Consider the following 26,571-nt stretch of genomic DNA (forward strand, 5'->3'; position numbering starts at 1 on the left):
AAAATGAATAAATTTTTCATCTTTATACTATGCCTGTGCTGTGCCCTAACGGTAGCTCAGGCCACGGGAGAGGACCGTCTAAACGACTCAGACGCAAATGTTTTCGGACATGTATTGGATAAGAAAACAGGGGAACATCTTCCCTTTATCAACGTATTGTTAAAAGGTACCACGATCGGTACGACCACCGATAACTCGGGACATTATTTCCTGAAGAATCTGCCGGAAGGTAAATTTACGCTAGAATATAAAGCGCTCGGGTATAAGACTATCTCTAAAGAAGTGACCCTAAAGAAAGGAAAAACCTTAGAGATTAATGTAGAACTGGAAGAAGACCAGATCGCCTTGGATGGCGTGGTGGTATCTGCGAATCGTGCGGAAACTTCCCGCCGGTTGGCTCCCACATTAGTGAATGTATTGGATGCGAAGGTTTTTACTACGACCAATGCGGTGAATTTGGCACAGGGACTAAATTTCCAACCGGGTGTACGGGTAGAGACGAATTGCCAGAATTGCGGTTTCCAGCAAGTCCGGATCAATGGATTAGACGGACCTTATACCCAAATACTGATTGATTCACGTCCCATATTCAGCGCTTTATCCGGCGTATATGGGCTTGAGCAAATACCGGCGAATATGATCGAGCGGGTAGAGGTGATGCGAGGAGGGGGATCGGCACTGTTCGGCTCGTCCGCTATCGCCGGGACAATTAATATCATTACGAAGGAGCCCTTGAGAAATTCCGGGGAATTGTCGCATACGTTAACCTCGATTGGCGGGACATCTGCTTTCGATAATAATACGACCCTAAATGCCTCTTTGGTTTCGGAAAATGGGAAAGCGGGCTTATATCTTTTTGGCCAGAACCGTCATCGTTCCGGTTTTGATCAGGATGGAGATGGTTTTACGGAGTTGCCTAAATTGAAGAATCAAACAGTTGGTTTCCGTTCGTACCTGAAAACGAGTACTTATAGTAAATTGACATTCGAGTATCATCATATGAATGAATACCGCAGGGGAGGAAATCTGTTGGATCGTCCGCCTCATGAAGCGGATATCGCCGAACAGTTGGAGCATTCGATTGATGGAGGAGGTCTGAAATTCGATCTTTTCTCCAAGGATTACAAACATAAATGGAGTGTTTTCACTTCTGCCCAAAATACGGACCGGGATAGTTATTACGGGACGAACCAAGATCCGAACGCTTACGGCAAGACTACGGACCTGACGGTTATGGCCGGTACGCAATATGCTTATAGTTTTGATAAATTTTTGTTTATGCCATCGGATTTGACTGCCGGTTTGGAGTATAGTTTCGATCATTTGAAGGACGAGATGATCGGGTATAATCGCTTTACGAATCAGAAGGTGCATATCGAGAGCGCATTTTTGCAGAATGAGTGGAAAAATAAGCGATGGAGCTTCTTGATTGGCGGTCGTTTGGATAAACATAATATGATGGATCATGTAATATTCAGCCCTCGTGCGAATATCCGTTTTAACCCGACGGAAGATATCAATATCCGGGCTAGTTATTCCAGTGGTTTCCGTGCCCCGCAAGCGTTCGATGAGGATATGCATATCTCGGCGGTCGGCGGAGAGGTCGCTATGATCCAGCGTGCGAAAGATTTATCCGAGGAGAAATCGCAGAGCTTGAGTGCTTCGGTCGATTTTTACCATCGTTTTAAGAATGGTATCCAGTTGAACTTCTTGGTGGAAGGTTTTTACACCAGCTTAAGTGATGTGTTTGTCTTGGAAGATATTGGGAAAGATGAGCAAGGCAATCTGATTAAGGAACGTCGTAACGGTTCTGGGGCGAAAGTGATGGGATTAACCTTGGAAGGAAAGTCGGTGTTAACTTCATGGCTATCTTTGCAAGCGGGCGCTACTTTCCAGCGAAGCCGTTATAAAGAGGCCGAGAAATGGAGCGATGACGAGAATGTACCAGCCGAGACAAGGATGTTCCGTACGCCGGATATCTATGGCTATTTTACGGCTACCCTTACGCCTATCAAACGTTTCACGGCTTCCCTGTCGGGAACTTATACGGGAAGTATGTTGGTGCAGCATTTGGCGGGATATATACCTTTGGATAAGGCGGTGGAGACTCCCGATTTCTTTGATATGAATATCAAGCTTGCGTATGAGTTCCCGCTTTACAAAGAGCTGAAACTAGAAGTAAATGGAGGCGTGCAGAATCTATTTAACGCTTACCAATCCGACTTTGACCAAGGTAAGAACCGGGATTCCTCCTATATCTATGGCCCGGCTAGCCCGAGAAGTTATTTTGCCGGTGTAAAGATGAGTTTTTAATCATGTAATGCCCTTTGAAAAAACATGTACGTGTTTCGTGAAAAACATGTACGTGTTTCCGAAAAAAGACGTACGTGTTTTTTTGAAGGCAAAATAAACAAAAAGACAGTGTTCCCAAGCGTATGATCGCCCTACGGAAACACTGTCTTTTTTATGGGATAAATCGGGATGTTTTATTTAACGAACGGAGCGGCTTGCAAATAGGCGGCGCTCTTCTCTACGCCCTCGAACTGGGTACGGCCTTTCTTGTCGCCTTCCAGTTCCACGTAGTAGCCGAGGATACCGATCTCGTACGCTTTCTTGAATATATTCGGGAAATTCATCATACCGGAATCACCGATGATCCAACGATCCTTGATGTGCAATAACTTAAAACGATTCGGATAATTCTCCATCCATTCCACGGGATCTTGCTGTCCCATAACGGCCCAATATACATCCAACTCGAACATAACCTTATCCGGATCGGTATTTTTCAGGAATAACTCCTCGATATAAGTACCCTTAGGTGGTGCCCACGGATTCGGGTTCTGTTCCGGTTTCTCACCGGCTTTCAATACCCGTTTGAACTCATTGCTATGATTATGGTAACCCCATAGGATTCCGGCTTTCTTCGTGATCTCTCCGGCACGGTTGAAGATCTCCGATACTACTTTGGCGTCATCCTCGTTTTCGATACGGGGTAAACTCGGTTGTACCATACAACTAACACCTAGCTCGGCATGGATATCGGTTGCCTTTTTCCAGAACTCGTCGAATTTGGGCATATTCTCTTTCGTGTACTCACGAAGAGAAGGGGTCAGGTGTGAGCTGCTGATTCTCAAACCGGCATCATCCACCATTTTCTTATAATCCTTGGAGGCGATGAATGTCGTATTTTTAGGATTATAATCACCGAATTTACCAGTGTCTTCCCTATATCCGAAAATCTCCAGATCGGTATATCCTGCTTTTGCCAATCGGTTCAATCCGTTAGGCATATCTTGCAGTAACTCCTGTCCGAGCGAATAGGTTTGCAATCCCATCTTTTTCCCGGCGGTTGCCGAGGATACCGCATCCGTGGCGGGTATGGATCTGGTGGGATTTGAAGCCATTACTTTTTGGCTGGCTATGCCCCCTAAAGTAAGTAATGAAATGTTTCTCAAAAATGTTCTTCTGTCTGTCATGGTGATAAAGAATTAAAATTAAACATCTGTTTCTCGCAAATATAGTTAACCTTTTTGAAGTTTATTAAGAAAATGTCTCTCAAAAACTTGCGATTGGGTTTAAATAGATTTAAAATTTGACATAACTCAATTTTACGAACTTACTCCATACATCCAATTACCTGAATAAGGGGATTGTTTGGTATACCTCTGTGGATTTTTAATGTGATTTTACCCATTCTTAGGTATTGTGGGGCGGTAGTCTCTGATCGTAACTTTGCAACGTTTTAAATAACATAATTGATTAAATGATGATGAAGAAAATCAGAGGGCTTTTCCTCTCCTTTTTACTGTTGCTTATTTCCATCTCGGCTTTTTCTCAACATAAAACAATGATATCGGGTAAAGTCCTGTCCACGGAAAAAACAACCGTGGATTTCGCTACCGTTTATCTAAAAGGTACGAATTACGGCGGGACTACGAATGAGGAAGGTATCTATCATCTTCAAGCTCCTGCGGGAGAATATACATTAGTAGTATCGGCTATCGGATATAAGACGGTAGAGAAACCCGTGAAACTGATGCGTGGGGAACGGACGAAGATGAATGTGGTAATCAGCCCTCAAGCTACGGAGTTGGATGAGGTGGTTGTCGTTTCTAATGGCGTGACCCGGCTCAAGCGTTCTGCGTTCAATGCCGTGGCCCTCGATACGAAAGCCTTGCAAAATTCAACCCAGAACTTGAGTGAAGCCTTGGCCCAAGCGCCCGGAATGAAGATCCGGGAGTCCGGCGGTGTCGGCTCGGATATGCAACTGATGATGGATGGATTTACCGGCAAGCATATCAAGATCTTTATCGATGGGGTTCCGCAAGAAGGTGTCGGCAGTTCTTTCGGACTGAATAATATTCCGGTGAATTATGCCGAGCGTATAGAGGTCTATAAGGGTGTGGTACCGGTGGGTTTCGGAACAGACGCTATCGGAGGTGTTATCAATATCATCACCAAGAAGAACCGGAACAAATGGTTCTTGGATGCTTCTTATTCATACGGGTCTTTCAATACGCATAAATCTTATGTGAACTTCGGACAAACTTTCCGGAGCGGACTCACGTATGAGATCAACGTTTTCCAGAATTATTCGGATAATAATTACTATGTGGATACTCCGGTGAAGGACTTTACGACCGGAGCGATCAATAAGAAAAAGATCGAGCATGTGAAGCGTTTTCATGATACGTATCATAACGAGGCCGTTATCGGGAAAATCGGTTTCGTGGATAAGAAATGGGCGGATCGTTTGATGTTCGGGTTTACCTATTCACATATGTATAAAGATATACAGACGGGCGTACGCCAAGAAGTGGTGTTTGGCGGCAAATATCGGAAGGGATACTCGATCATGCCGTCGTTGGACTATCGCAAGCGTGATTTCTTCGTTAGGGGCTTGGATGTGGTATTGACGGCGAATTATAATAAGAACATGACGAACAATGTAGATACCTCTTCCTATGAATATAATTGGCGTGGCGAGATGCGTCCACTCCGGATGCCCGGTGAGCAATCTTATCAGAACACCCGGTCGGATAATAATAACTGGAACGGAACCTTAACGGCTAACTACCGTATCGGTAAGGCGCATACGTTCACGTTCAATCACGTGATCAACGCGTTCCGGCGTTCGAATCAGTCTCTTTTGAACGAGGACTCGGAAGCGAACGCTATCCCGAAGGAAACCCGTAAAAATATCAGCGGTCTTTCGTATCGCTTGATGCCGACGGAACATTGGAACTTGTCTGTGTTCGGTAAATATTACAACCAGTTTATCGCGGGGCCTGTCGCTACTTCCTCGGCTCAAGATGACTATATACGTACGACCAATTCGGTAAGCGCGATGGGATATGGGGCTGCGGGAACTTACTTTATCTTGAAAAGCTTGCAAGCGAAATTATCCTATGAGAAAGCCTATCGCCTGCCGACCAATGAGGAGATGTTTGGTGATGAGGACCTTGAGACCGGCGATATTTCCTTGAGACCGGAGAACAGCGATAACGTGAATCTGAATTTAAGCTACAACGAGACATTCGGTAAGCATTCCGTATATGTGGAAGGCGGATTGATCTACCGAAATACGAAAGATTATATCCAACGGAATATATCGGATTTGAGCGGCGGTAAATATGGCGCTACCTATGTGAATCATGGTCGTGTAGAGACCAAGGGTTACAATATCTCGGTTCGCTACGGTTTCGCTAACTGGGTAAGCGTAGGAGGAAACTTTACGCAGATGAATGTGAGGGATAACGTGAAGACGGTTACCAGCGGGACGAACCAAGAGAGCTTGACATATGGCGCACGTATGCCGAATCTTCCTTATCAGTTTGCCAACTCGGATGTGACTTTCTATTGGCGTAATTTGTGGAAGAAAGGCAATACGCTAAGTGTCACTTACGATAATTTATATATGCATAGTTTCCCGCTGTATTCGGAGGCAGTAGGCAGTGAATCCGAATTTGTGGTACCAACTCAATTCTCGCATAACCTGACACTCTCTTATGGTGTACAGAACGGGCGTTACAATATCTCTTTCGAGTGCAGGAATCTCACGAACGAGAAATTATACGATAACTTCAGCTTGCAGAAGGCTGGCAGGGCTTTCTATGGTAAGGTGAGGGTTTATTTCGGTAATTAATTTAAAGTGTGACTATCTTTTATTTATCAATAATTAATTCAAAACATAATAGATTAAAACAACATGAAGAAGAATTATTTAATGACAGGTCTTGCCGTTGCGTTATTGGTTGGGGGAGTATTTACTTCTTGTAGTGACGACGATCCTGTAAACCCGGATAACGGAGGCAACGGGAATGGAAATGGCGGAGGATCGACCTCGGAGGCGGTTTCGAGCTATGTAGTCGCCGCTTCTGTCGGTGACGCAAATTACTTGTTGACAGCCGATACGCTGGGGGATGGCTCTATCTCCGCTAAAAACAACGGACTCACTACGGAAAGCGGTACGCAATGGATCTTCTATAAGGATAAATATTTGTATCGTTTGGTTTACAATCAAGGAAATGCCGGTGTTACTTCTTCATACGTACTGAATGCGGAAGGTAAGATTAAAGAGCGTGATAATACTTACGAGATCAAGCGATTTACTTCTTATGGTATCTACGGCGACTATATCATTACATCTTCTACCGGTGATCTGGGTGAGGAATATGCGGACGAGAATGGTTATCTGCCTAAAGGCTTCTTGCTCTCTTATCTGGATGTGGCCAAAGAGACGTTTACGACAAACACGAATACGATCTTGTCGGAGAATTATTTGGGAAATGGCGAGTTCGTTACGTTAGCGGGTATTCTCCAAGCGAACGGCCGGATCTATTCCGCGGCTATCCCGATGGGATTGAGTAAGTACGGCGTGAAAGCGGAGGGAGGTAAATATGTTAAATACCCGGAGCTGGTAAAGACAGAATCCGGAGGAAGCGGTAGTGGCGCTTACGAAAAAGGGGAATTGCAATGGACGCAATATCCGAACGAGGCTTGGGTCGCTATTTATGCGAACGAGAAATTCGAGAACCCGAAACTGATAAAGACGGATAAGATCAGTTATGCTTGCGGACGTAACCGTTCTCAATACTACCAGACCATTTGGACGGCAGACAACGGCGATGTGTATGTGTTCTCGCCCAGCTATGCCAAGACGATGACCGCGGAGGTACAGAAAACGACTTTGCCGGCCGGTGTAGTTCGTATTAAGGCTAATGCGGAGGAGTTTGATCCTGATTATTATTGTAATTTGGAGGCACAGACGGGTGGTAAGGCATTCTTGCGTTGTTGGCATATCACGGAAGATTATTTCTTGTTGTTGATGTATGATCGTCCGTTGACTGAATCCGGATTCGCCGCGAAAGAGTTGGCTATTTATAAAGGAGAGGATAAGAGTCTTACTTACGTGAAGGGGCTGCCTTCCACGGATGTTATTTCCGGATTTGGCAATACTCCGTTCTCGGAGGATGGTATCGCTTATATGGCGGTTACGACTACCGATGGAAGTCAACCGGCCGTGTATCGTATCGATCCGAAGACAGCTACCGCAACAAAAGGTCTTACCGTTGAGGCAGAGCAAATCAGTGGTGTAGGTAAATTGACTGCCGCTCAAGAGTAATAAGCAAGTATGAGTCGGACTCACATTCTTTTAATATTCCTCCTGCTCCCGCTAACCCTGCGGAGCCAGGAGGATATTTGTATAGGAAAGGAACTGGTTTTGTACTCTACCGTATTGCAAGAAGACCGGAGTTATTGGATACACCTGCCGGAGCATTATAATATGGATACGAAACAACGCTATCCGGTTGTTTACCTGCTGGATGGAGATTCTTTCTTTCATTCGCTGGTAGGCATAAGGAAAACGTTGGCATCCGGTAGAGGTAAATATCTACCTCCCTGTATTATTGTCGGGATATTAAATTCGGATCGGACACGTGATTTTACGCCTACCGCTTCAGCCGCCGGACGGGATGGTAAAATCTCCATAGATGCGATTCCGCAAGGAGGGGGAAGTGAGGCTTTCAGTAAGTTTCTTACGGAAGAACTTCGTCCTGCTATCGATAGTGCCTATCGCACGAACGGCTGGAATATGCTTATCGGTCATTCGTATGCGGGGCTTTTCACCTTGAATACGTTTCTTCGTCATACGGAATTATTTGATACCTATCTAGCGGTCGACCCTAGTTTGTGGTGGGATCAGGGGCGGTTGGTCCGGGAGGCGGAGGCTTTGGTTGCAGGCCGGGATTTTAAAGGGAAAAGCCTGTATATCGGTGTCGCGTCTAAAAAAAGGACGGACCGGGTGGACATTCATCTTGACAAAGTGAGTTATCTTCTTTCGGAGGTTTTGCCACAAGCGGAGAACCTGCGTTTCTTTAGTAAATCATTTCCCGACGAGAACCATGGAACGGTAGCGGTTCCGGGTATATATGACGGGATTAAACAATTATTCGGAAAATGAGAAAATTCTTTGCGAAAGTACATTTATGGCTATCGGTACCTTTTGGCATTATTATTGCGATTGTCTGCCTGACCGGGGCGATTCTCGTCTTTGAGACAGAGATATTAGAATTAGGCTACCCTTCCCGTTATTTTGTAAAGGAAGTAAAAGGGGAACCTCTCTCGCCTGCCGCCTTGATAGAATCGGCACGCCAACAATTACCCGATTCGGTTCGAATAAACGGTATTCGGGTATCGTCTGACCCGAGACGAACTTATCAACTGGTATTACCGGGGAAAAAGGCCGCGGGTTTTATTGATCCCTACACCGGGGAGGTGACCGGGATGGATGACGGACAAGGTTTTTTCCTGAAAATGATGCGTCTTCATCGTTGGTTACTTGATGAGTATAAACGGGATGGAAGTTTTTCTTGGGGAAAATCAATAGTTGGCTATGCGACTTTGGTCTTGGCGATTATTATTATAAGTGGAATCGTAATTTGGTATCCTCGTAATAAAAAAGTATTGAGAAACCGGTTGAAAGTAAAGACCAAGGCTGGTTGGTTCCGTTTCTTCTATGATTTACATGTCTCCGGGGGATTCTATGCGGCATTGCTCCTGCTTATCTTAGCGTTAACCGGATTAACATGGTCGTTTGGTTGGTATCGAAATGCCTTTTATAGTGTCTTCGGTATTAGTGCAAACCCGCCTCAAGCGCATCATGCTCCAGCTTCTTCCGGCGCGAAGAAACCCGCGAAGAAAAAGACGGATTACACACAATGGGCTGAGGTGTTATCGGCATTGAAAAGCCATTATCCGGACTTTAACTCAATCACGATCCAAGATGGCTCCGCTACGGTTTCTACGGCCCGTTATGGAAATACAAGAGGAAGCGACCGTTACTCCTTTGATCCTGCTACGGGTGAGATTACGGAAGTCCAATTATATAAAGATCTCCCAAAATCGGGGAAGATAAGAGGATGGATTTATTCCGTACACGTCGGCTCGTGGGGGGGAATGACTACCCGTATATTGACTTGCTTAGTTTCCTTGTTGGGGACGATCTTCGCGATAACCGGCTATTATTTTTGGATAAAGAAACAATTCAGGAAACTGAGATGAAAAGAAAGAGGTATGTTTGACCCACATACCTCTTCATAAATCTAAACCAATCAAGTTGAATACGCAAACGTTGTAATATTAAGGTTAAACAGTTATGTATGTAAAAGTGTGCGTCTATTCAATTCCTTCTTTCCTTATAGATGCCAACCACTGGTCGATCCGCCCTTCTGTTTGATCGTCTTCATTCATTTCATCCAAAGGAAGTCCGACGAACATACCGTTTATGCAGGCGGTGGAACTGTCAAATGAATATCCCGAAGCATCTACAGCGCCAATGAATTTGCAACCTGTATTTCGCAGGTCGGAATAGATCGTACCGATGGCGTCACAGAAAGTGTCGCTAAAAGAGGCTGAGTCTCCGCAACCGAATAATGCGACGGTTTTCTCACTTAAGTCCAGCTTTTTCAGTTTCCCTAGATAACTATCCCAATCATCTTGCAAATCTCCGGCGCCCCAAGTGGAACAGCCCAATAACAAGATTTCATAAGGCGCTACATCAGCGGGAGAAGCGTTAGATACGTCATGAATATCTTTGTCTTCCACACCCAGCTTCTCTGCGATACGTTTCGCGATCCCTTCCGTCGTTCCTGTAGACGAGCCGTAGAATATTCCTATAGTCTTCATTTTTATTTGTTTTTATAGTTTGATAACGAAAGCAAATATCCGATATCTTATTAGTCTCGGCAATACCTATAAATATGTATTTTGAGGGTCGCGAATACCCACGAATGATCAGCTAAAGTCACCACTCAATAAACTTACCTCTTTGCCTGCGTTTCTCCAACTCCTCTTGCAGATAGCGTTGGCGATCCTTAGCGATGTAACGACGGGCGAAGATATTGGGGACGGCTACACCTAAAGAGATACAAAGGATGATGAGGGCGGAGTTAATACCATTGGAGAAGGCGTTCGTAACCTCGCCGATCACCCCGTGAAGGTTGATAAAACCTAATAACGAGCGATACATCAATACTCCCGGGATCATTGGGATAACAGAAGGGATCGTCAATACATGGTTCGGTACATGGAACCAATGAACCGCTTTCACTGCGATCAGGCTGACAACGAAACTTCCCATAAACGAGCCGATCACGGGACCATAGCCCAGCTCGAAGTTCACGAAGTTCCGGATGCATACGGCGATAATACCGCCTAAAGCAACCACCCATAATAAACGGCGTTGGATATTGAATATCATAGAGAAACCAACGGCGGATATGGCGGCCGCTATCGCATATACGTAATACGGATCATGCGGGACCATACTTAATTCGCTGAATTTATGGTCGATCGATACGTCATTCATTACGAGTAAGCGTAAGGCGAAAGCGATACCGAAAGTCATTGCCGCTACCATCATCACCGTGTTTGCGGCACGGGTAATACCGACCAGCAAGTGATTATCGATCATATCGTCTACAAAATTAATCAAAGGTACGCCCGGTACGATGAATAGGGCACAAGCCAGTAACGGGAGATACGGAGTACCGGATATTCCCAGAAAAGATGAGGCATATGCTAGACAAGTACAAATAAAGGCGGCAAGAGCGATCCCCATGTAGGCGTTAAGGCCAGCCTCTACACAACGGGCACGCACCCTGAAACCGATAAAAGTACAGATCGAGGTTAACAAGAACGCGATCCAGTCTCCTCCAAATAACTTACAGAAACCTCCACAAGCGAATCCTGCTCCGATCGCTACGATATAAGGGGTATAATTTCGAGGTTGGCGAACTATCTTTTCCAATTCTTCCTCATATTTATCCAAGGAATAATCTTGTTCGATCGCCCGCCATGAGAGCTTGCTGACCTGTGATATCGTTGTCATGTTAATACCATGTTTCTCGCATTTCTGGAATTTGGAGAATGAGTTTCGCTCATCGCTTACGTTCACCATAATCATGGTCCATCGGATATCGATATGCAATTTCTCCTCGGGAATCCCCATAAAGGCGGCCACCCGCTTCATGTTGCGCTCGATACGGTTCGTATCGGCGGCACTTTCCATCAACAATTTTCCCGTACGGAGCAAAAGATCCAATTTGCGCCGTAATAACAATACTTCCTTGTCTGTCATCATCTTCTTTTTGTTCTTATATATGTGTTCTCTATACCCTAACCCACGAGGATATGAATCTTAAATGAATGGCAGGTCTTCTGACTGACTCCCATTCTAATGCCTTCCCGGCTTACTAGGCCAGTGGCGAAAGTAGTATTAGAATGTTAAAGGAGTTTCACAGCAGCGGGACTGTACCGGATTCTCACCGGATTCCCTTTTAATCCGTATGCCCGAACGAGCGTACGGAACCAATTCGGATGCAAAGGTATGAAATCATGCTAATATCCGTCTCGCTTCAGTAAGAATAATTATCCGGATACTTATATATTCTTTGTTGAATGCGCTTCTATTCTATAAATCACGACGTGGTCTGTACAAATCACGCCGTGGATTTTATAAACCACGCCGTGGTTTGTACAGACCACGTTGAAAATTGAGGAATAGATGCTGATGTAATTCTCTTTATATATAAGAGAACGGATGTTTATTTCTTATTCCGTACAAGATTTTATGCATGTGTGTGCCTTAAAAGCCTTAAATAAAAGGATCGTACTTGTATTTTACGATTTCCTTTTTATTTAAAGAAGCTTGTACGTCAATTAACCGTTGGTTGCTGCTTCCCCGGAATAAAAGGCTCTCATCCCGAAGGGTTTGTTTGTAGCGGCCATCTACCAATACGTCGATATAGGATAATAAGGCGGCTTGTGCCGGGTTCTTTATCAGGTCCTCGAATTTATATCCCGTGTAGCACCAGATCGTCTTTTGGCTTTTTTCCTTGATCGCCTTGGCTACCTCGGTGAAGCCTTCCGGCTGGAACATGGGATCTCCACCACTGAAGGTGACGTTGGCGAACTCGTCAGCCAGCACTTTCTCCACGATCTCTTCCGTTCTTACTTTCTTCCCTTTATGGATATCCCATGATTCGGGGTTGTGGCAACCCGGGCATTTGTTCGGGCAACCCGCCGCATAGATGGCGGTCCGGAATCCCGGACCGTCTACGGTGGTATCTTCGATGATATCTATGATAGACAACATGGTAATTGAAAATTGACAATTGACAATTGAAAATTAGTTGTGGGTGATGCGGTCGTTCAGCTCGGATAGCTTGGCGTTGTTCCAACGGTCGGTGGTTCCTACCAAGTAACCGGTGATGCGTTGAAGTTTGTCCAAGTGTTTGCTGCCGCATTTCGGGCAGGCTTCCAGATTCGGGGTGGAGTTCTCGTAGCCACAATCCAGACAACGGTTACGATTATGGTTTACGGAACCGTATCCGATATTGTATTTATCCATCATATCCACGACACGCATGATCGCTTCGGGGTTATGGGTAGCGTCGCCATCCATCTCTACGTAGAAGATATGGCCACCACGAGTCAAATCATGATAAGGAGCTTCCACTTCGGCTTTATGACGGGCACTGCACTTATAATATACCGGGACGTGATTAGAGTTCGTATAATAATCCCGATCCGTGATACCCGGAAGCGATCCGAACTTCTTACGATCTTTTCCCGTGAACTTGCCGGACAAGCCTTCAGCCGGAGTTGCCAGTACGCTATAATTGTGTTGGTATTGCTCAGAGAATTGGTTGGCGCGATCCCGGATATACGTAACGATCCTTATGCCTAAGGCCTGCGAATCCTCATCTTCGCCATGATGCTTCCCGGTAAGGGCTACCAAGCATTCGGCCAGTCCGATAAAGCCGATGCCCAAGGTGCCTTGGTTGATAACGGAGGCTATCGAATCGTTAGGCTTCAATTTTTCCGAGCCTAACCACAAGGAAGACATCAACAACGGGAATTGCTTCGCGTAAGCGGTTTTCTGGAACTCCATACGCTCATGCAACTGACGAGCCGTAAGTTCCAGCATATGATCCAGTTTAGCGAAAAACAGGGCGATACGTTCCTCCTTGTTCTCCACCTGCATGCACTCGATAGCCAATCGCACGATATTGATCGTCGAGAAAGAGAGATTACCCCGTCCGATAGAAGTCTTCGGTCCGAAACGATTCTCGAATACACGGGTACGGCACCCCATGGTCGCTACCTCGTGGATATAGCGCTGAGGATCGTCCGCTTTCCAATCCTCGCTTTGGTTGAAGGTCGCGTCGAGATTCAAGAAGTTCGGGAAGAAACGACGGGCGGTGACCTTGCAGGCCAATTGGTAAAGATCGTAGTTACGGTCTTCCGGCAGATAGCTTACGCCTCGTTTCTTTTTCCATATCTGGATCGGGAAGATAGCGGTCTCGCCGTTACCTACGCCTCTGTAAGTGCTTTTTAATAACTCCCGGATGATGCAACGACCTTCCGCCGAGGTGTCGGTCCCATAATTGATGGAGCTGAATACCACTTGGTTGCCTCCACGGGAATGGATCGTGTTCATATTATGGATAAAAGCCTCCATCGATTGGTGTACACGGCTTACCGTGCGGTTGATGGCATGTTGTATAATGCGTCTATCACCGCTTAATCCATCCAAGGTCTGTGTCTGGTAATCGTCGATAGGCTTATTATATAAGTGGGAGAAATCCTGTCCGTATAAATCCTCTAAGGTCTTTACTTCCTCGATAAAGCTATTACGTACGTAAGGTGCTAGGTAGAAATCGAACGCCGGTATCGCCTGTCCGCCATGCATCTCGTTTTGGGCGGTCTCTAGAGAGATACAGCCAAGGATGCTTGCGGTTTCGATTCGTTTAGCCGGACGTGATTCGCCATGACCGGCGGAGAACCCGTATTTCAGGATGCGATCCAACGGGTGTTGTACGCAGGTCAAGCTTTTAGTCGGATAATAATCTTTATCATGAATATGGAGGTAGTTGTTAGATACGGCTTCCTTGACCTCTTCGCTCAATAAATAGTCATCGACAAACGGCTTGGTGGTCTCGCTGGAGAATTTCATCATCATGCCGGCGGGTGTATCGGCGTTCATATTCGCGTTCTCACGGGTGATGTCGTTGGATTTGATATTGATAATCTCCAAGAACATATCCCGTGTTTTCGCCTTGCGGGCTACGCTTCGCTGATTTCGGTAAGCGATATATTTCTGCGCTACGTCCTTCCGGCTACTGGCCATCAATTCCAGTTCCACGGCATCTTGAATCGCCTCTACGGTCATTTGAGGTTCTCCCTTGAATGAGATATGATCTGTGATCTGGCGAATCAGTTGCATATCTTCTCCCTTGTCTGTATGCAACATGGCTTTACGGATAGCGGTTACTATCTTCTCCTCGTTGAAGCCAACGATACGCCCGTCCCGTTTAACAACTGTCTGTATCATGATGTCGATTAATTTGTGATTGATTATGCGTGCAAAGGTATCTTATTACTCCATATGATTTTCTTTTTGGAAAACTTTTTGCTGATTAAATTATGTTAAGGTGTTAATTTGTAGTGCGTTGTAAAAAGTTTTGGAAAACTTTGTGTCTTGTATGATTGCTTTTATTTTCCTTTTTGGCGATGTGGTGTGTTATAAGCTTCTCTTTGTAAAGCTTTTAAAGAACATAAGCCGGGATATATTTTTGTTTATATAAAATAATTCATACTTTTGCCCCCGTTTTGGTGATGACGTAAAAACCATCCGGTTTCGTCATAAAGAGGGAATCCGGTGTGAATCCGGAGCAGTGCCCGCTACTGTAAGCTTTTGTAAAGTAGAAAACATTTCTCATACCACTGTCTGTAAAAGACGGGAAGGTCGTTTTCTACGAGGTAAGTCAGGAAACCTGCCAAGCGTTTTTATTGCTGTTTTTCTCGGGGTCAGGAAAGCGGAAATATACATAATAACAAATCGTTTATGAAAAGAAAGTGTTTGTGCGCGGCTTTAGCTGTAAGTTGTGCGATAAACGTATCATTTGCGCAGGTACGTTTACAGGGTAAGGTCGTGGATGAAAGTAATGAACCAATTCCGGGCGCGAATATCCGCGTGTCGGAATCCTTGAATGGTACAACCACGGATGCCAGCGGAAAATTTGAGCTGAACCTTCCCGATGGTAGACATCGTATTCGTGTGACTTACCTTGGCTATGAGCAAGGCGTGTATCAAACGGATCACTCGGAAAAAGATGTCGTTATTAAGCTGAAAGAAAAGTATGTGAATATCGATCAAGTGGTGGTAACCGGTACCGGTTCGCATCGCCGCATGAGTAATTCCCCTATTCCCGTGAAAGTGCTTACGGGAAAAGACTTGAAAGAGGCGAGCGTAACCAATTTCCAAGATGCGATGACCAAGCTGAATCCGAGTATCGTATTTATGGAAAACGGACAGGGGGCTACGATGAATATGAACGGATTGACAGAGAAATACGTGGTTATCTTGGAAAACGGTAAGCGTTTGGCCGGCGATGATACCTATTCCCGTATCGATATGTCTAACGTAAAACGGGTAGAGATCTTGAACGGGGCCGCTTCCGCTTTGTATGGTAGCGACGCGATCGCCGGCGTTATCAATATCATCACGGATGATTCCCGCAATAAGGTGAACGTGACGAGCAATAGCCGTTATGGTAGCAAGAACCAATTCTTGCAGTCGGTCAACGCGGACGTGAATGTAGGGAAGTTCGGTTCATATACTTCTTATCAATATCAACGGGCCGATGGTTGGCAATTAAATCCCTATACGGAGAGTAAAGGCGAGTTGGTTCCTACCAATAAGCAAGCTTCCGAGGGATTTCACCGGAACGTGATCAACCAACGTTTCACGTACGACGCTACGGATCGTTTGTCTTTTTATGTGCGTGGTACTTTCTTCGGACGTTCCAGCGATCGTCCGATGCCAATGGATAAAGTGAATACGACCAACTATGATATGAGAAAAGAGACGTTCACTTATGGGGCGGGCGCTCAATACATGATTAATAAGAACTCTTATTTGAACGCTGATTATCTGTCGGACAATCATAGTACGTATAAGGATTTCTTTGATGGAAAGAAAAGCGGAGAGAGTGATATGACGAAACGGATTCATTACCATAACTTGAATGTCAAGGGAATCTTTCGTTTGGGCAAATATAATAAGCTTTCGGCTGGTACGGAGTTCATTAAAGAGTTACTGAGTAGCGAGACGGATAACATAGCGGGTAAAAGTATGTACACGACCGCGCTTTATGCTCAAGACGAGATCAATATCAATGAGCATTTCCAAGCGTACGCAGGTTTGCGCTATATTTACCATGAGAATTTTAAGAGTTATGCGACTCCTAACGTGGCTTTGCTGTATAAGGTAGGCGGTTTTAATTTCCGCGGATCGTATGCGGCTGGTTTCCGGACGCCTGAATTGAAGGAGTTGTATACGGAATCGGAGAAGAAAGCGTCCGGAGCGACTCGCCTTACGATCGGTAATCCGGATTTGGACCCGGAGAAGAGCGACAATTTTACGTTGAGCGCTGAATATACGATGCGGTATTTCTCTTTGTCCGTGTCCGCTTTTATGAATAACGTACGTAGCATGATTAACTATAAGATATTGGATACGGCGGAACGGGATGCTTATAACACCGCCCATGGTACGGACTATGATGAGATACAGATGCGTGCGAATATCGATAAAGCGAAGATCAAAGGTATTAACGTAACCTTCAATAGTTATCTGGGAGCGGGCTTTACCTTGAATGGTGGCTATAGTTTCATGGATGGAAAAAACGTATATGAGGATGAGCCTTTGGATAAGACCGTTAAACATAGTGGTACGGTAGCGGCTATGTGGTCTCATACTTGGAATAAGTATAAGCTGAACGTGAATTTTAACGGACGCATCCAAGGGGAACGTTATTCTACTTCTTATGGATACGCGCCGAAATATTCCTTGTGGAACCTCAATACGAGCCATACGTTTAGAGCCGGCGATTTCTTATTGGAACCGGGAGTAGGTATCGAGAACCTTTTTGATTATGTAGACGATCGTCCCTTTAATTACAATTACGCTACATTGACCCCGGGCCGTACCTATTACGTCAGCCTTCTGGTCCGTTTCAAGCAGTAAACTGTCACATGTCAACTATCAACTAATATAATAATGTATAGGGGATTTTTACGATCCATGTTTGTTTGTTCACTCCTGCTTGGGTTCGCCTGTTCGTTATGGGCGAAACCCGGGCGGGAGTTTTACGCTTCCGATATCCGGGAGAGCATGGAAAAGGGAGATAAGTTAGCGATCTTGATGGTACATTTCGGGAGTGCTTACCCAGAAGCTCGTGCCCAAGTACTCGATGTGATGAACAAGCGTGTCAAGGAGGCTTTCCCGGACGTGGAAGTCCGGCAGGCTTATAGCGCCCGTAGCGTAGTGAGTCGGTTGAGGGCGCAAGGTGTTTGGGTTCAGTTGCCGGCGGACGCCTTGGTGGAGTTGCGTGATCAAGGGTTTACCCATGTAATTATCCAACCGACTATCATTATAGAGGGTGTGGAGATGGAAGCGATCCGCAAAGAGGCGGAACAACGGAAAGGTTTGTTTAAGGATTTGCGTGTAGGTAATCCCTTGTTATATGATGATACCGATTATGAGGCGGTGATGAAAGCGGTTTCCTCACCTTCCGGAGTGACTAAAAATGGGGCTAAGTTATTGGTGGCGCACGGAACTTATCATGCCAGTAACTCGGCTTATGCGAAATTGGGGTATATGTTTCAGACCAAAGGAATGAAAGATTATTATGCCGGAACCCGTGAGGGTTTCCCTACGATCGAGGATGTAGGTGAGCAAATGCGCCAAGCCGGTCATAAGAGTGTGCAGTTGATTCCTTTTATGTTCGTACTGATTCGAGGTACGGAAAATACGGTCGCTGATTTCTGGCAGAAGGGGTTACGCCAACAGGGTTTCGATGTGGATATTTATTTAAAGCCTCTAGGTGAGAATCCGGCGATCCGGTCTTTATTTATCGATCACATTCGTTTCGCCATGAAATATAAACGGGCGACGATTTTTGATCGAAAGAAACTATATACACACTGAACAATTGAAAATTGAGAATTGAAAATTAGTGAGTACTTACTGAACCAATTTTCAATTCTCAATTCTCAATTATTTACTGGTAGTCTTCTCCGGTTTCCCAAGCCTCCGCATCATTATATAATGCTTTTAGATGGTTCACCCAGATCTGACGAACAGCGTCGTAATCGCCTAAGCCTATGATCTTACAGTTCTCTAAACTTCCGTTATGGCTTTCTTTCGTGTCAATCTTGAAGCCCATCTTCAAAAGTTTTAGTCTCCAGCAAGCGTCGGCGTTAGGAGCGGCAGCGCTGAAATCATCATCCTCCTCGATACCCCAAAGGTCATTATGCGCATGGTCTCCGGCGATAGACATGAACGGAGCTAAGGAGATCGTGATCTCTTCCGGTTTTAAGTTATGATCCTCGCAGTATTTGGTAAGTTTGGAATAGACACATTCCTCATTAGGTTCGCCTTCTTCCGGCCAGAACAACATATCTCCGTAATCAACGGTACCTACGAATACATTTTTGTTAGCGGCCAAGGCTTGCATAGCCTCTTCTGTTTCCGTGTATTTCGTATTTGCGTTATAGTTTTTATCCGGGTTACCATGTCCCATTAATAAAAGGATGTTCTTGTTATCAGCCAATTTATCACTGTAGTGGCTGTATAGGACTTTCGCTACGGCTTCCACATCATCCTCGTCGTATACCAAACAAGGGCTTTTTACGACTTGAACACTCGGGAAAGACTCGATCATGAATTTCTTCTTCACGTCCGTATTCATCAAGCTTAGGTATTCCTCACCCGGGATGATGTGTAAGGACTGTACCGCTACCTTCTTGTAACCGGCATTTCCTAGAGCTTGTAACCAAAGGTCCGGTTGGTAACGTGCGATACCGGTCTCTGCCTCTACACGATTCACGCAAGTACGGGAGGTAAATGACAAATAGATGTCCGCATCGGGAAATGCGTTCTGGAAATCGGCCAATGTTGCGTCGTAAGTCTTGATAGACTCCTTGAATGTGCTACCGAATGTACACAACAAGATCGCCGTGTCATGTTTCTTACTTGTCTTTACGACTTCTTCCGCCGGGTTTGCGGTATTGTCGTCGTCTCCATCATCACAGGAGGTAAAAACTGCGCTTGAGGCAAATAGACTCGCCGCAAGCAAAAGGTACTTAAATTTGTTCATCGCATTTAACTTTTAAGATTGTTTATAGTTTATGTTTATTCTGAAATTTCACGATAAAGGAGGCGTACCAAGTCCGTCCGGGAGACGTAGTTCCACGATGGCGTCCGAACGGGGTACGATCCACATAATCGAAGATATTATCGATACCGACATTGATATCTAGGTTCCATTTTTTCTTTTTCAATACGTTATGACGGGTATTCAATCGCCATAGCTGATAACTTTTTCCATCACCGTCCGTGATATAAAAGCGGGTGGATTGGTATCGGCCGAACAAGGTGACATCCAATTTATACTTTTTCCACGCATGGTTCCATGCTAGTTTCCAATTGGCATTATGGAATGAGGTTCCGTTGATCGGGGTGTAGAGCATATAATTCGGGTCGGCTGGATCATCCGTATATTGCGCTTTGGCATCCGTATAGCTATAGCCTCCACCAATAGCCAAGGAAGATAGGATTTGATAGGTGAGCGATATATCTCCCCCGAAAGAGCGGGCTTTGGATAAGTTCTTGTGTTGCATGCTGGCCTCGATCTCATCCAATCGGTCTTCGGCGCTTGTCGGGATCTCGGTCAAGGCGATCATGTTCTTGATACGGTTGTAGAATCCTGTTACCGTGATCTGCAGGTTCGACGCATGATATTCTACGCTCGCCGAATAATAATTGGACTTTTGCGGTTTTAAATCCTTATTACCATAATAATGTTTCCACGGGCCGCCGCCGATCTGCGTGATATAATCATCGTGCAACTCCTTTAAGGTAGGAGCCTTAAATCCATTTGAGTATGTGGCTCGGATATTGAAGTCGCCTAGTTTGTACATGGCGGAGACTTTAGGGGTAAACGTAGCCCCGAACTCTTGGTGCACGACGAAGCGCCCACCTACCGTCACATTCAACCGATCCGTCGGATTCCATTCGTCTTGTACATAAGCGGAAGCCGTAAATACGGAGGCTTTCCCGTTCTCGATACGCCGGGGAGATTTCAAATGATCGTATTGATATTCGAGTCCGGCGCTTAGGATATTGTTTTCCCCGAGGTGGAATACGCTTTTGGCTTGTCCTAGGAAACGTTGTTGAGAGGTTTCCAGAATATGTTCCCCCGGATAACGGGTAATACGTAAACCCGTCTCCGGATCGAAGAAGTTCGTGACATCTTTATGATGGTAATTATAGAAATAGCTATAGTTACCATACGTTAGATCTACCGAAAGGAAGTTCTGCCCTCCCAATGCGTATTTAGCTCCTCCGGCTACATCGAAGTTCCGGTAGAATTGATCATAGGTATAATACTTGAATGCGCCGTGCGGACGATAATTCCATTTCTGGTAAAAAGAGCCATCGGCCGAAAGGCTCAGCCGGTCGTTCACTTTGTAGGTTAAGTTCTCCCTTAACGTAAAGTTCGTGGATCGGTTTACGGTTCGTGTCACGGTTCCATCCATTACCTCGTGATGGTCCCATTCTTGGGTCGTATTTCGCCAGCCGTCCGTGTGGGTCGTACTAAGTGAGGTGGTGGAATTCACTCTCTTATGCCCAAAGCCGATTTGTACGCTTTCCAATATATCTCCATATGATCCGACACGAGTCGTATTCGATAGGCTCACTTTATCCCGGTTCTTTTTCGTGATAATATTGATAACACCGGCGATAGCGTCCGAGCCATACAGGGAAGAGGCGGCACCTTTTACGATCTCGATACGTTCGATATTGGCGGGGTTGATAATACTCAAGTCGTTTTGTCCGCCGGTATCTCCGTTGATCCGTTTGCCATTGATAAGGATCAAGATGTAATCGTTACCTAATCCGTTCATCTGGATGCCACTACCCATGTCGCTCGGATTAAAGGTGATGGAAGCGTTCAGCCCTTCCAGAATATCTTGCATACTGCGTCCTTGGTAACTGTCAAGGGCTTTGCCGGTGATTACCTCTGTTTGCACAGGGGCGTCTTTCAGATAGTGTTCGGTACCCGTACCGGTGACCACGATCTCGTTCAATAGCACGGAAAGTTCCTTCGGATCTTTCAATATGCTTTGGGCGCATACGGATTGTACGCATGCCACCAGAATAGCGAATGCTAAAAGCCTCATATAGTGTTTTATTTATACACGAAATAAAACAACAAGCCTCTATCTGGTTATGTCTCAAAAAATAAATTGAATCGTTTTTTGTATGACACATACTTCTATCCTGGAAGCTTGATGTTATTGTAAGACTTTAGCAGGTATTCTGGCTCTCCTCTGGTTAGAAACCTTCCCATTCCAATTCTGGAACAGTGGCTTTTGAACTTCTAACCAACTTAATGAGGATTACAGCTGCAGGAACAGCTCCGGATTCACCCCGGATTCCCTCTCACCAAACTATGTGATAGCTTGATTACTAAAATCGTGGGCAAAGGTAGGTCTTTTTAATTAAATAATACAGACATTGAGAAAATATTTCCATTTTCTTATTTACTTCATGCCTCTCGCTTTATAGATACGCTCCTTAGCCTCATTGATCTTTTGGAGTTTCTCATTGGCGGCCTTGCGGATATCTTCACCAAGGTTGGCTACTTTGTCCGGATGATGTTTGATAGCCATGCGGCGGTAAGCGGCACGCACCTCATCGTCCGTAGCCGTGGGTTCTATCTCTAATACTTTATAGGCGTTATCTAGGGAGTTTTCCTGAAGATTTAACATGGATTCAACTTCCTTTTCAGACATTCCCATCGCTATGGCTACCTCTTTTAAAGCGTTGATCTCGGTGGCGCAAACATTACCGTCGCTCTTAGCGATCTCGGCGAGGAACGCCAGCAGTTGCAGCCGCTCCTCATAACTTAGGTTGTATGCGATCTGGGTTCCGCATTCCCGGATGGTATTCTTGAATCCTATGCTATTCTCTTGCTCCATGCGTTTGGCTTGGTCGAAAAGCTTTAGCAATATCTCTTCACCTTGGCCTACGGCGATCTCGCCGAAGTTCCTTCGGAGGAATTGACGGACATATTCCATCTCGCTGTGCATGATTTTCCCATCGGCACGGATGATATAGGAGGCCATTACCAACATGGAGAAAAGGAAACTGTTACGCTCCCCGGCGTATGGGTCTCTTCGTGTATATTGATCATCGTAATTGGTTCTGCCACCGAAGGGCTGTCCCGTCATGTTTGCCTCTTCCTCAAAGAAAGAGCCTAATATAATACCGGCTAAAGCGCCCAGTGGTCCGAATGCCATAAACCCCAAGACACCGCCTATCCATTTTCCGATACCCATATTCTTCTTTGTTTTATTTGTCGTTAATCAATGGTGCGATATTCGCTATTCTCTAAACGCATCTCCGGCTGTTGCAATTTCTGGTATTCATCATTGTTCAATTTTGATACCGCAAATTCGCTCTATTTCAAAAATATATTCTTTGGGTGTTGTGAACAATACAGCTTCCATTCCAATCGCCTTTGCACCCAACACATTCACCATTCTGTCATCCGTAAACAAACATTCCGACGGTTTAAGGCTATATTTGTCACAAAGGCGAAGATAAATTTCCTTTTCAGGCTTGATGAAATGTTCCTCACACGATATTACCACACCGTCAAGCAACCGGAATATGTCGAATTTCTCCATGACCCGGTAGATTGTGTCGCTCCAGTTCGTCAACCCATATAGTTTGAATCCGGATTGCTTTAATTTTTTTAGAAGTACACGCATACCTTCAATCTCTCCTGTTATCTCTTCAAGATAATTATCTTTGAAAAACGTGAAGGCATCACTATATTCAGGATACCTTTTTATCGCTCCGTCAATCATTTTCTCAAACGGGATTATTCCACGGTCGCACATGTTTATAAATTCCGGATCTGATAGAATCTTGTGAAAACCGATTAGCGACACTTCATCATCCCCGAAATGTCGTTCAAGCAAGGGTTGCAAATCGTGATTTACAAGGACCTTGCCAAAATCAAAAATGAGGTTTTTAATCATTATCTTCGATATTTTTAATTACACGGAAAGGATTGCCGACAGCTATGGAATTGGCAGGAATATCTTTCACGACAACACTGCCTGCTCCGATGACAGAGTTTTGGCCGACAGTCACACCCGGAAGGATTGTAGAGCCGCCTCCTATCCATACACCATCTTCTATAAGGACAGGTCGGGCAATTGTGTCGCAGATGGACGCTCCGGGACATGTCCTTTCCGGCATCCTTTCTGCGAGGTGGACGGAATGAGTTGCGGTATATATTTTCACATCGGGGGCTATCATCACGTTGTTACCGATAATGATATTGTTATTATCGAGGAACGTACAGTTCATGTTCACGATCACCTTGTTCCCGAAATAGATGTTTTTCCCATACTCGCATCGGAAGTCTATGTCGATGTAAACATCCTTGCCGATACTTCCGAACATCTGCCGATAGATGCGCTGCTTTGCCTCATTGTCGGCATAATCCGTTTCTCTGAGTTGGTGTAGTAGCCTTTTGTTACGGACAGTCATTTCCGTTATTTCGGGCGATGAGCCGTCGAAAGGCTCCTCATCCATACATTTTTGATATTCAGTTTTCATGTGTTCAATTCATCTCATTGTAGAGTCTTATTCTTTATTTGAGCCAATTATTACGACAAGGTAACGCAAGCAAGAATAGGCAGCTTCAAATTGATATGCCTTCAAGCATACGCAAAGTTACACAAAATAGCTGAGAACACGAACAAACGAAATGTATAAAAACTGTACTTGCCTGTTGACTCTACAAAAAGTAAGACTTTTTCATTTAACATCTCATTTAAGTGGAGCTTCTTGTAAATTTTAGCATGCGCTATTGTTTTCGGTGGAAGGATTCAGGAAAACACGTACGACCTTTCCAGAAAACACGTACGACTTTTTTCAAAAACATGTATGTGTTTTCGCAGAAAGATTATCCTGTTTTTTTAATTTTGATTTTTAATGCTTTATGCATAAGCTTCTCTTGTGAGCTTATTGTACGGAATTTTACTTGGGATCCGTGTATTCCGTATATTCCGGCCTGGCTGAAGTGGATAGTTAAATAAAAAATACTATCTTTGCCCCCGAATCGGTTCCGCATATACCATTCGGGTATGTGGATTAAAAGGGAATCGGGTGTGAATCCCGGACAGTCCCGCTGCTGTGAAGCTCCGAAGAACATCTTGAAACAACACTATCGCCACTGGTTCTAGCGACCGGGAAGGCCTCAAGATGGGAGTCAGTCAGAAGACCTGCCATTCATTAAAGGCTGTTTTTGCTCGAGGGATTAGGAAAGCAGTACGAAAAGAATAAGAATCAATAGTTAATGATTTATGGAGAATTTATGTCCTCGTGGCGACATGATCCGTAAAGTGCTTGTTGCGAATCGAGGTGAGATCGCTATCCGTGTGATGCGCTCATGTAAGGAGATGGGGATTCGCACTGTTGCTGTATATTCGGAGACCGATCGTACCGCTCGGCATGTAATGTATGCGGATGAGGCAGCCTTGATAGGCCCGGCGGCTTCCAAGGAAAGTTATTTGAATATAGACAATCTGATCGCTGCGGCGAAACGGCACCATGCCGATGCGATACATCCCGGTTATGGTTTCTTGTCGGAGAACGCGGACTTCGCACGCCGTTGTAAGCAAGAAGGATTGATATTTATCGGCCCGTCAGCGGAGACGATGGAAGCGATGGGAGATAAGATCGCCGCACGCAAACGCATGATCGCCGCAGAGGTTCCTGTGGTTCCCGGTACGGAGCAACCGTTGCAAAGTGCGGAAGAAGCGCTTCGGGTTTGCGAAGAAATTGGTTTCCCTGTTATGCTGAAAGCTTCTATGGGAGGTGGAGGAAAAGGGATGCGCCTGATACATGAGAAGGGCGAGGTTGTCGAGGCTTATCATACGGCTCGTTCAGAATCGTTGTCCTCATTTGGTGATGATACGGTATATATAGAGAAATTCGTAGAGGAGCCGCATCATATAGAATTCCAGATATTGGGAGATAACCATGGTAATGTCATTCATCTATTTGACCGGGAATGTTCGGTTCAACGTCGTAACCAGAAAATAGTAGAGGAAAGCCCGTCTCCATTCCTAACAGCGGACTTACGTAAAGAAATGGGGGAAAAGGCTGTGGCTGCGGCTAAAGCGGTTCATTATTCCGGAGCGGGAACGATAGAGTTCCTTGTAGATAAGGACCGCCATTTTTATTTTTTGGAAATGAATACCCGGCTACAAGTAGAGCATCCTATCACGGAAGAAGTGGTAGGGGTGGATTTGGTAAAGGAACAAATCCGTATCGCCAATAATGAGGTTTTGCATCTTCGTCAAGAAGATCTTTTCCAACGAGGACATGCCATCGAGTGCTGGATCTGTGCGGAGGATACGGAAAATAATTTCATGCCTTCCCCGGGTATTATCCGGCAATTAACGGAACCGAATGGTATCGGGGTACGTATCGATAGCTATGTATATGAAGGGTATGAGATTCCGGTCTATTATGACCCTATGATCGGTAAATTAATCGTATGGGCAACGACACGTGCGTATGCGATCGAGCGTATGCGCCGGGTTCTATATGAATATAAAATCACGGGCTTAAAGACGAACCTCAGTTATTTGAAACGTATCATGCATAATCCTGATTTCGTGAAAGGGGAATATAATACATTATTTATCGCTAAGAATGCCCGGATGCTACAACGGTCTAACGGTAATAACGAGGAAATCGAGAATATCGCCATGATCGCCGCTTATATGGATTATTTGATGAATTTAGAGGAAAATACTTCTACCCAATTGGTGGATACACGTCCTATCAGCCGTTGGCGGGAGTTTGGTTTACAAAAAGGTGTCTTACGGATTTAACGGGTATTG

General features: G+C 45.1%; 18 protein-coding genes and 4 riboswitches. Of the genes, 8 read left to right on the plus strand and 10 right to left on the minus strand.

Annotated features, from left to right (window positions below; genetic code table 11):
• The first annotated feature begins 3 nt into the window (after positions 1–3).
• Complete coding sequence (locus ACYIA1_RS18115; RefSeq protein WP_480336159.1) at positions 4–2,313, plus strand: TonB-dependent receptor; 2,310 nt, start codon at positions 4–6, stop codon at positions 2,311–2,313.
• A gap of 173 nt (positions 2,314–2,486) precedes the next feature.
• Here ACYIA1_RS18115 and ACYIA1_RS18120 read toward each other — a convergent pair whose 3' ends face one another.
• Positions 2,487–3,479 carry a sugar phosphate isomerase/epimerase family protein gene (locus ACYIA1_RS18120; protein WP_009275330.1) on the minus strand — a complete coding sequence of 331 codons (993 nt, stop codon included), beginning with the start codon at positions 3,477–3,479 and terminating at the stop codon, positions 2,487–2,489.
• A gap of 287 nt (positions 3,480–3,766) precedes the next feature.
• Between ACYIA1_RS18120 and ACYIA1_RS18125 the strand changes: the two genes are divergently transcribed.
• The 4 genes from ACYIA1_RS18125 (at position 3,767) to ACYIA1_RS18140 (ending at position 9,567) form a co-directional block, all read left to right on the plus strand.
• Entirely contained in the window at positions 3,767–6,148 is a 2,382-nt protein-coding gene (locus ACYIA1_RS18125) for a TonB-dependent receptor (RefSeq protein WP_146375277.1), read from the plus strand.
• 63 nt (positions 6,149–6,211) lie between these two features.
• Positions 6,212–7,627, plus strand: coding sequence for a DUF4374 domain-containing protein (locus ACYIA1_RS18130; protein WP_005859694.1), 1,416 nt, complete (start codon positions 6,212–6,214; stop codon positions 7,625–7,627).
• 9 nt (positions 7,628–7,636) lie between these two features.
• Positions 7,637–8,467: an alpha/beta hydrolase gene (locus ACYIA1_RS18135; protein ID WP_480336161.1), complete on the plus strand. Its 831-nt coding sequence runs from the start codon at positions 7,637–7,639 to the stop codon at positions 8,465–8,467.
• Complete coding sequence (locus ACYIA1_RS18140; RefSeq protein ID WP_480336162.1) at positions 8,464–9,567, plus strand: PepSY-associated TM helix domain-containing protein; 1,104 nt, start codon at positions 8,464–8,466, stop codon at positions 9,565–9,567. Before ACYIA1_RS18135 ends, ACYIA1_RS18140 begins: the two co-directional genes overlap by 4 nt.
• 114 nt (positions 9,568–9,681) lie before the next feature.
• On the opposite strand, the gene fldA is transcribed toward ACYIA1_RS18140, so the two are convergent.
• The 4 genes from fldA to ACYIA1_RS18160 form a co-directional block, all read right to left on the minus strand.
• Positions 9,682–10,191 carry a flavodoxin FldA gene (gene fldA, locus ACYIA1_RS18145; protein WP_005859688.1) on the minus strand — a complete coding sequence of 170 codons (510 nt, stop codon included), beginning with the start codon at positions 10,189–10,191 and terminating at the stop codon, positions 9,682–9,684.
• A 118-nt stretch (positions 10,192–10,309) separates the two neighbouring features.
• Positions 10,310–11,647 (minus strand): threonine/serine exporter family protein, encoded by a 1,338-nt coding sequence (locus ACYIA1_RS18150; RefSeq protein WP_008779144.1) that lies wholly within the window; start codon positions 11,645–11,647, stop codon positions 10,310–10,312.
• Positions 11,648–11,697: 50 nt separating this feature from the next.
• A riboswitch (cobalamin riboswitch) is annotated at positions 11,698–11,894 on the minus strand.
• A 266-nt stretch (positions 11,895–12,160) separates the two neighbouring features.
• Complete coding sequence (nrdG, locus tag ACYIA1_RS18155) at positions 12,161–12,661, minus strand: anaerobic ribonucleoside-triphosphate reductase activating protein (protein WP_008772872.1); 501 nt, start codon at positions 12,659–12,661, stop codon at positions 12,161–12,163.
• 33 nt (positions 12,662–12,694) lie between these two features.
• Positions 12,695–14,902 carry an anaerobic ribonucleoside triphosphate reductase gene (locus ACYIA1_RS18160; RefSeq protein WP_196009322.1) on the minus strand — a complete coding sequence of 736 codons (2,208 nt, stop codon included), beginning with the start codon at positions 14,900–14,902 and terminating at the stop codon, positions 12,695–12,697.
• A gap of 261 nt (positions 14,903–15,163) precedes the next feature.
• A riboswitch (cobalamin riboswitch) is annotated at positions 15,164–15,366 on the plus strand.
• Between the two features lie 49 nt (positions 15,367–15,415).
• Between ACYIA1_RS18160 and ACYIA1_RS18165 the strand changes: the two genes are divergently transcribed.
• Positions 15,416–17,599 (plus strand): TonB-dependent receptor, encoded by a 2,184-nt coding sequence (locus tag ACYIA1_RS18165; protein WP_480336165.1) that lies wholly within the window; start codon positions 15,416–15,418, stop codon positions 17,597–17,599.
• A 33-nt stretch (positions 17,600–17,632) separates the two neighbouring features.
• Positions 17,633–18,562: a sirohydrochlorin cobaltochelatase gene (locus tag ACYIA1_RS18170; protein ID WP_443899230.1), complete on the plus strand. Its 930-nt coding sequence runs from the start codon at positions 17,633–17,635 to the stop codon at positions 18,560–18,562.
• Positions 18,563–18,635: 73 nt separating this feature from the next.
• Here ACYIA1_RS18170 and ACYIA1_RS18175 read toward each other — a convergent pair whose 3' ends face one another.
• The 5 genes from ACYIA1_RS18175 to ACYIA1_RS18195 form a co-directional block, all read right to left on the minus strand.
• Positions 18,636–19,733, minus strand: a complete 1,098-nt coding sequence (locus ACYIA1_RS18175; protein ID WP_048927104.1) for a sirohydrochlorin cobaltochelatase — start codon at positions 19,731–19,733, stop codon at positions 18,636–18,638.
• A gap of 22 nt (positions 19,734–19,755) precedes the next feature.
• A complete protein-coding gene (locus tag ACYIA1_RS18180; RefSeq protein WP_158532454.1) occupies positions 19,756–21,819 on the minus strand; it encodes a TonB-dependent receptor plug domain-containing protein in 2,064 nt (687 codons plus the stop codon).
• A 112-nt stretch (positions 21,820–21,931) separates the two neighbouring features.
• Positions 21,932–22,128: riboswitch (cobalamin riboswitch) on the minus strand.
• 54 nt (positions 22,129–22,182) lie between these two features.
• A complete protein-coding gene (locus tag ACYIA1_RS18185) occupies positions 22,183–22,980 on the minus strand; it encodes a TerB family tellurite resistance protein (RefSeq protein ID WP_008779150.1) in 798 nt (265 codons plus the stop codon).
• 90 nt (positions 22,981–23,070) lie between these two features.
• Positions 23,071–23,688 (minus strand): HAD family hydrolase, encoded by a 618-nt coding sequence (locus tag ACYIA1_RS18190; RefSeq protein ID WP_121961568.1) that lies wholly within the window; start codon positions 23,686–23,688, stop codon positions 23,071–23,073.
• Positions 23,681–24,274 (minus strand): sugar O-acetyltransferase, encoded by a 594-nt coding sequence (locus tag ACYIA1_RS18195; protein ID WP_121961567.1) that lies wholly within the window; start codon positions 24,272–24,274, stop codon positions 23,681–23,683. Before ACYIA1_RS18195 ends, ACYIA1_RS18190 begins: the two co-directional genes overlap by 8 nt.
• Positions 24,275–24,763: 489 nt before the next feature.
• A riboswitch (cobalamin riboswitch) is annotated at positions 24,764–24,964 on the plus strand.
• An 86-nt stretch (positions 24,965–25,050) separates the two neighbouring features.
• Between ACYIA1_RS18195 and accC the strand changes: the two genes are divergently transcribed.
• The gene (gene accC / locus ACYIA1_RS18200; RefSeq protein WP_480336327.1) at positions 25,051–26,562 is read left to right on the plus strand and encodes an acetyl-CoA carboxylase biotin carboxylase subunit; all 1,512 of its coding nucleotides are present in this window, start codon (positions 25,051–25,053) and stop codon (positions 26,560–26,562) included.
• Positions 26,563–26,571 lie beyond the last annotated feature (9 nt).

It is taken from the genome of Parabacteroides sp. KHUB-02 (assembly GCF_056640955.1).

Bases quoted from the DNA above. Each gene is read 5' to 3' on its own strand.
- ACYIA1_RS18115 (WP_480336159.1), top strand. From the start codon at position 4: ATGAATAAATTTTTCATCTTTATACTATGCCTGTGCTGTGCCCTAACG.
- ACYIA1_RS18120 (WP_009275330.1), bottom strand. From the start codon at position 3,479: ATGACAGACAGAAGAACATTTTTGAGAAACATTTCATTACTTACTTTA.
- ACYIA1_RS18125 (WP_146375277.1), top strand. From the start codon at position 3,767: ATGATGATGAAGAAAATCAGAGGGCTTTTCCTCTCCTTTTTACTGTTG.
- ACYIA1_RS18130 (WP_005859694.1), top strand. From the start codon at position 6,212: ATGAAGAAGAATTATTTAATGACAGGTCTTGCCGTTGCGTTATTGGTT.
- ACYIA1_RS18135 (WP_480336161.1), top strand. From the start codon at position 7,637: ATGAGTCGGACTCACATTCTTTTAATATTCCTCCTGCTCCCGCTAACC.
- ACYIA1_RS18140 (WP_480336162.1), top strand. From the start codon at position 8,464: ATGAGAAAATTCTTTGCGAAAGTACATTTATGGCTATCGGTACCTTTT.
- fldA (WP_005859688.1), bottom strand. From the start codon at position 10,191: ATGAAGACTATAGGAATATTCTACGGCTCGTCTACAGGAACGACGGAA.
- ACYIA1_RS18150 (WP_008779144.1), bottom strand. From the start codon at position 11,647: ATGATGACAGACAAGGAAGTATTGTTATTACGGCGCAAATTGGATCTT.
- nrdG (WP_008772872.1), bottom strand. From the start codon at position 12,661: ATGTTGTCTATCATAGATATCATCGAAGATACCACCGTAGACGGTCCG.
- ACYIA1_RS18160 (WP_196009322.1), bottom strand. From the start codon at position 14,902: ATGATACAGACAGTTGTTAAACGGGACGGGCGTATCGTTGGCTTCAAC.
- ACYIA1_RS18165 (WP_480336165.1), top strand. From the start codon at position 15,416: ATGAAAAGAAAGTGTTTGTGCGCGGCTTTAGCTGTAAGTTGTGCGATA.
- ACYIA1_RS18170 (WP_443899230.1), top strand. From the start codon at position 17,633: ATGTATAGGGGATTTTTACGATCCATGTTTGTTTGTTCACTCCTGCTT.
- ACYIA1_RS18175 (WP_048927104.1), bottom strand. From the start codon at position 19,733: ATGAACAAATTTAAGTACCTTTTGCTTGCGGCGAGTCTATTTGCCTCA.
- ACYIA1_RS18180 (WP_158532454.1), bottom strand. From the start codon at position 21,819: ATGAGGCTTTTAGCATTCGCTATTCTGGTGGCATGCGTACAATCCGTA.
- ACYIA1_RS18185 (WP_008779150.1), bottom strand. From the start codon at position 22,980: ATGGGTATCGGAAAATGGATAGGCGGTGTCTTGGGGTTTATGGCATTC.
- ACYIA1_RS18190 (WP_121961568.1), bottom strand. From the start codon at position 23,688: ATGATTAAAAACCTCATTTTTGATTTTGGCAAGGTCCTTGTAAATCAC.
- ACYIA1_RS18195 (WP_121961567.1), bottom strand. From the start codon at position 24,274: ATGAAAACTGAATATCAAAAATGTATGGATGAGGAGCCTTTCGACGGC.
- accC (WP_480336327.1), top strand. From the start codon at position 25,051: ATGATCCGTAAAGTGCTTGTTGCGAATCGAGGTGAGATCGCTATCCGT.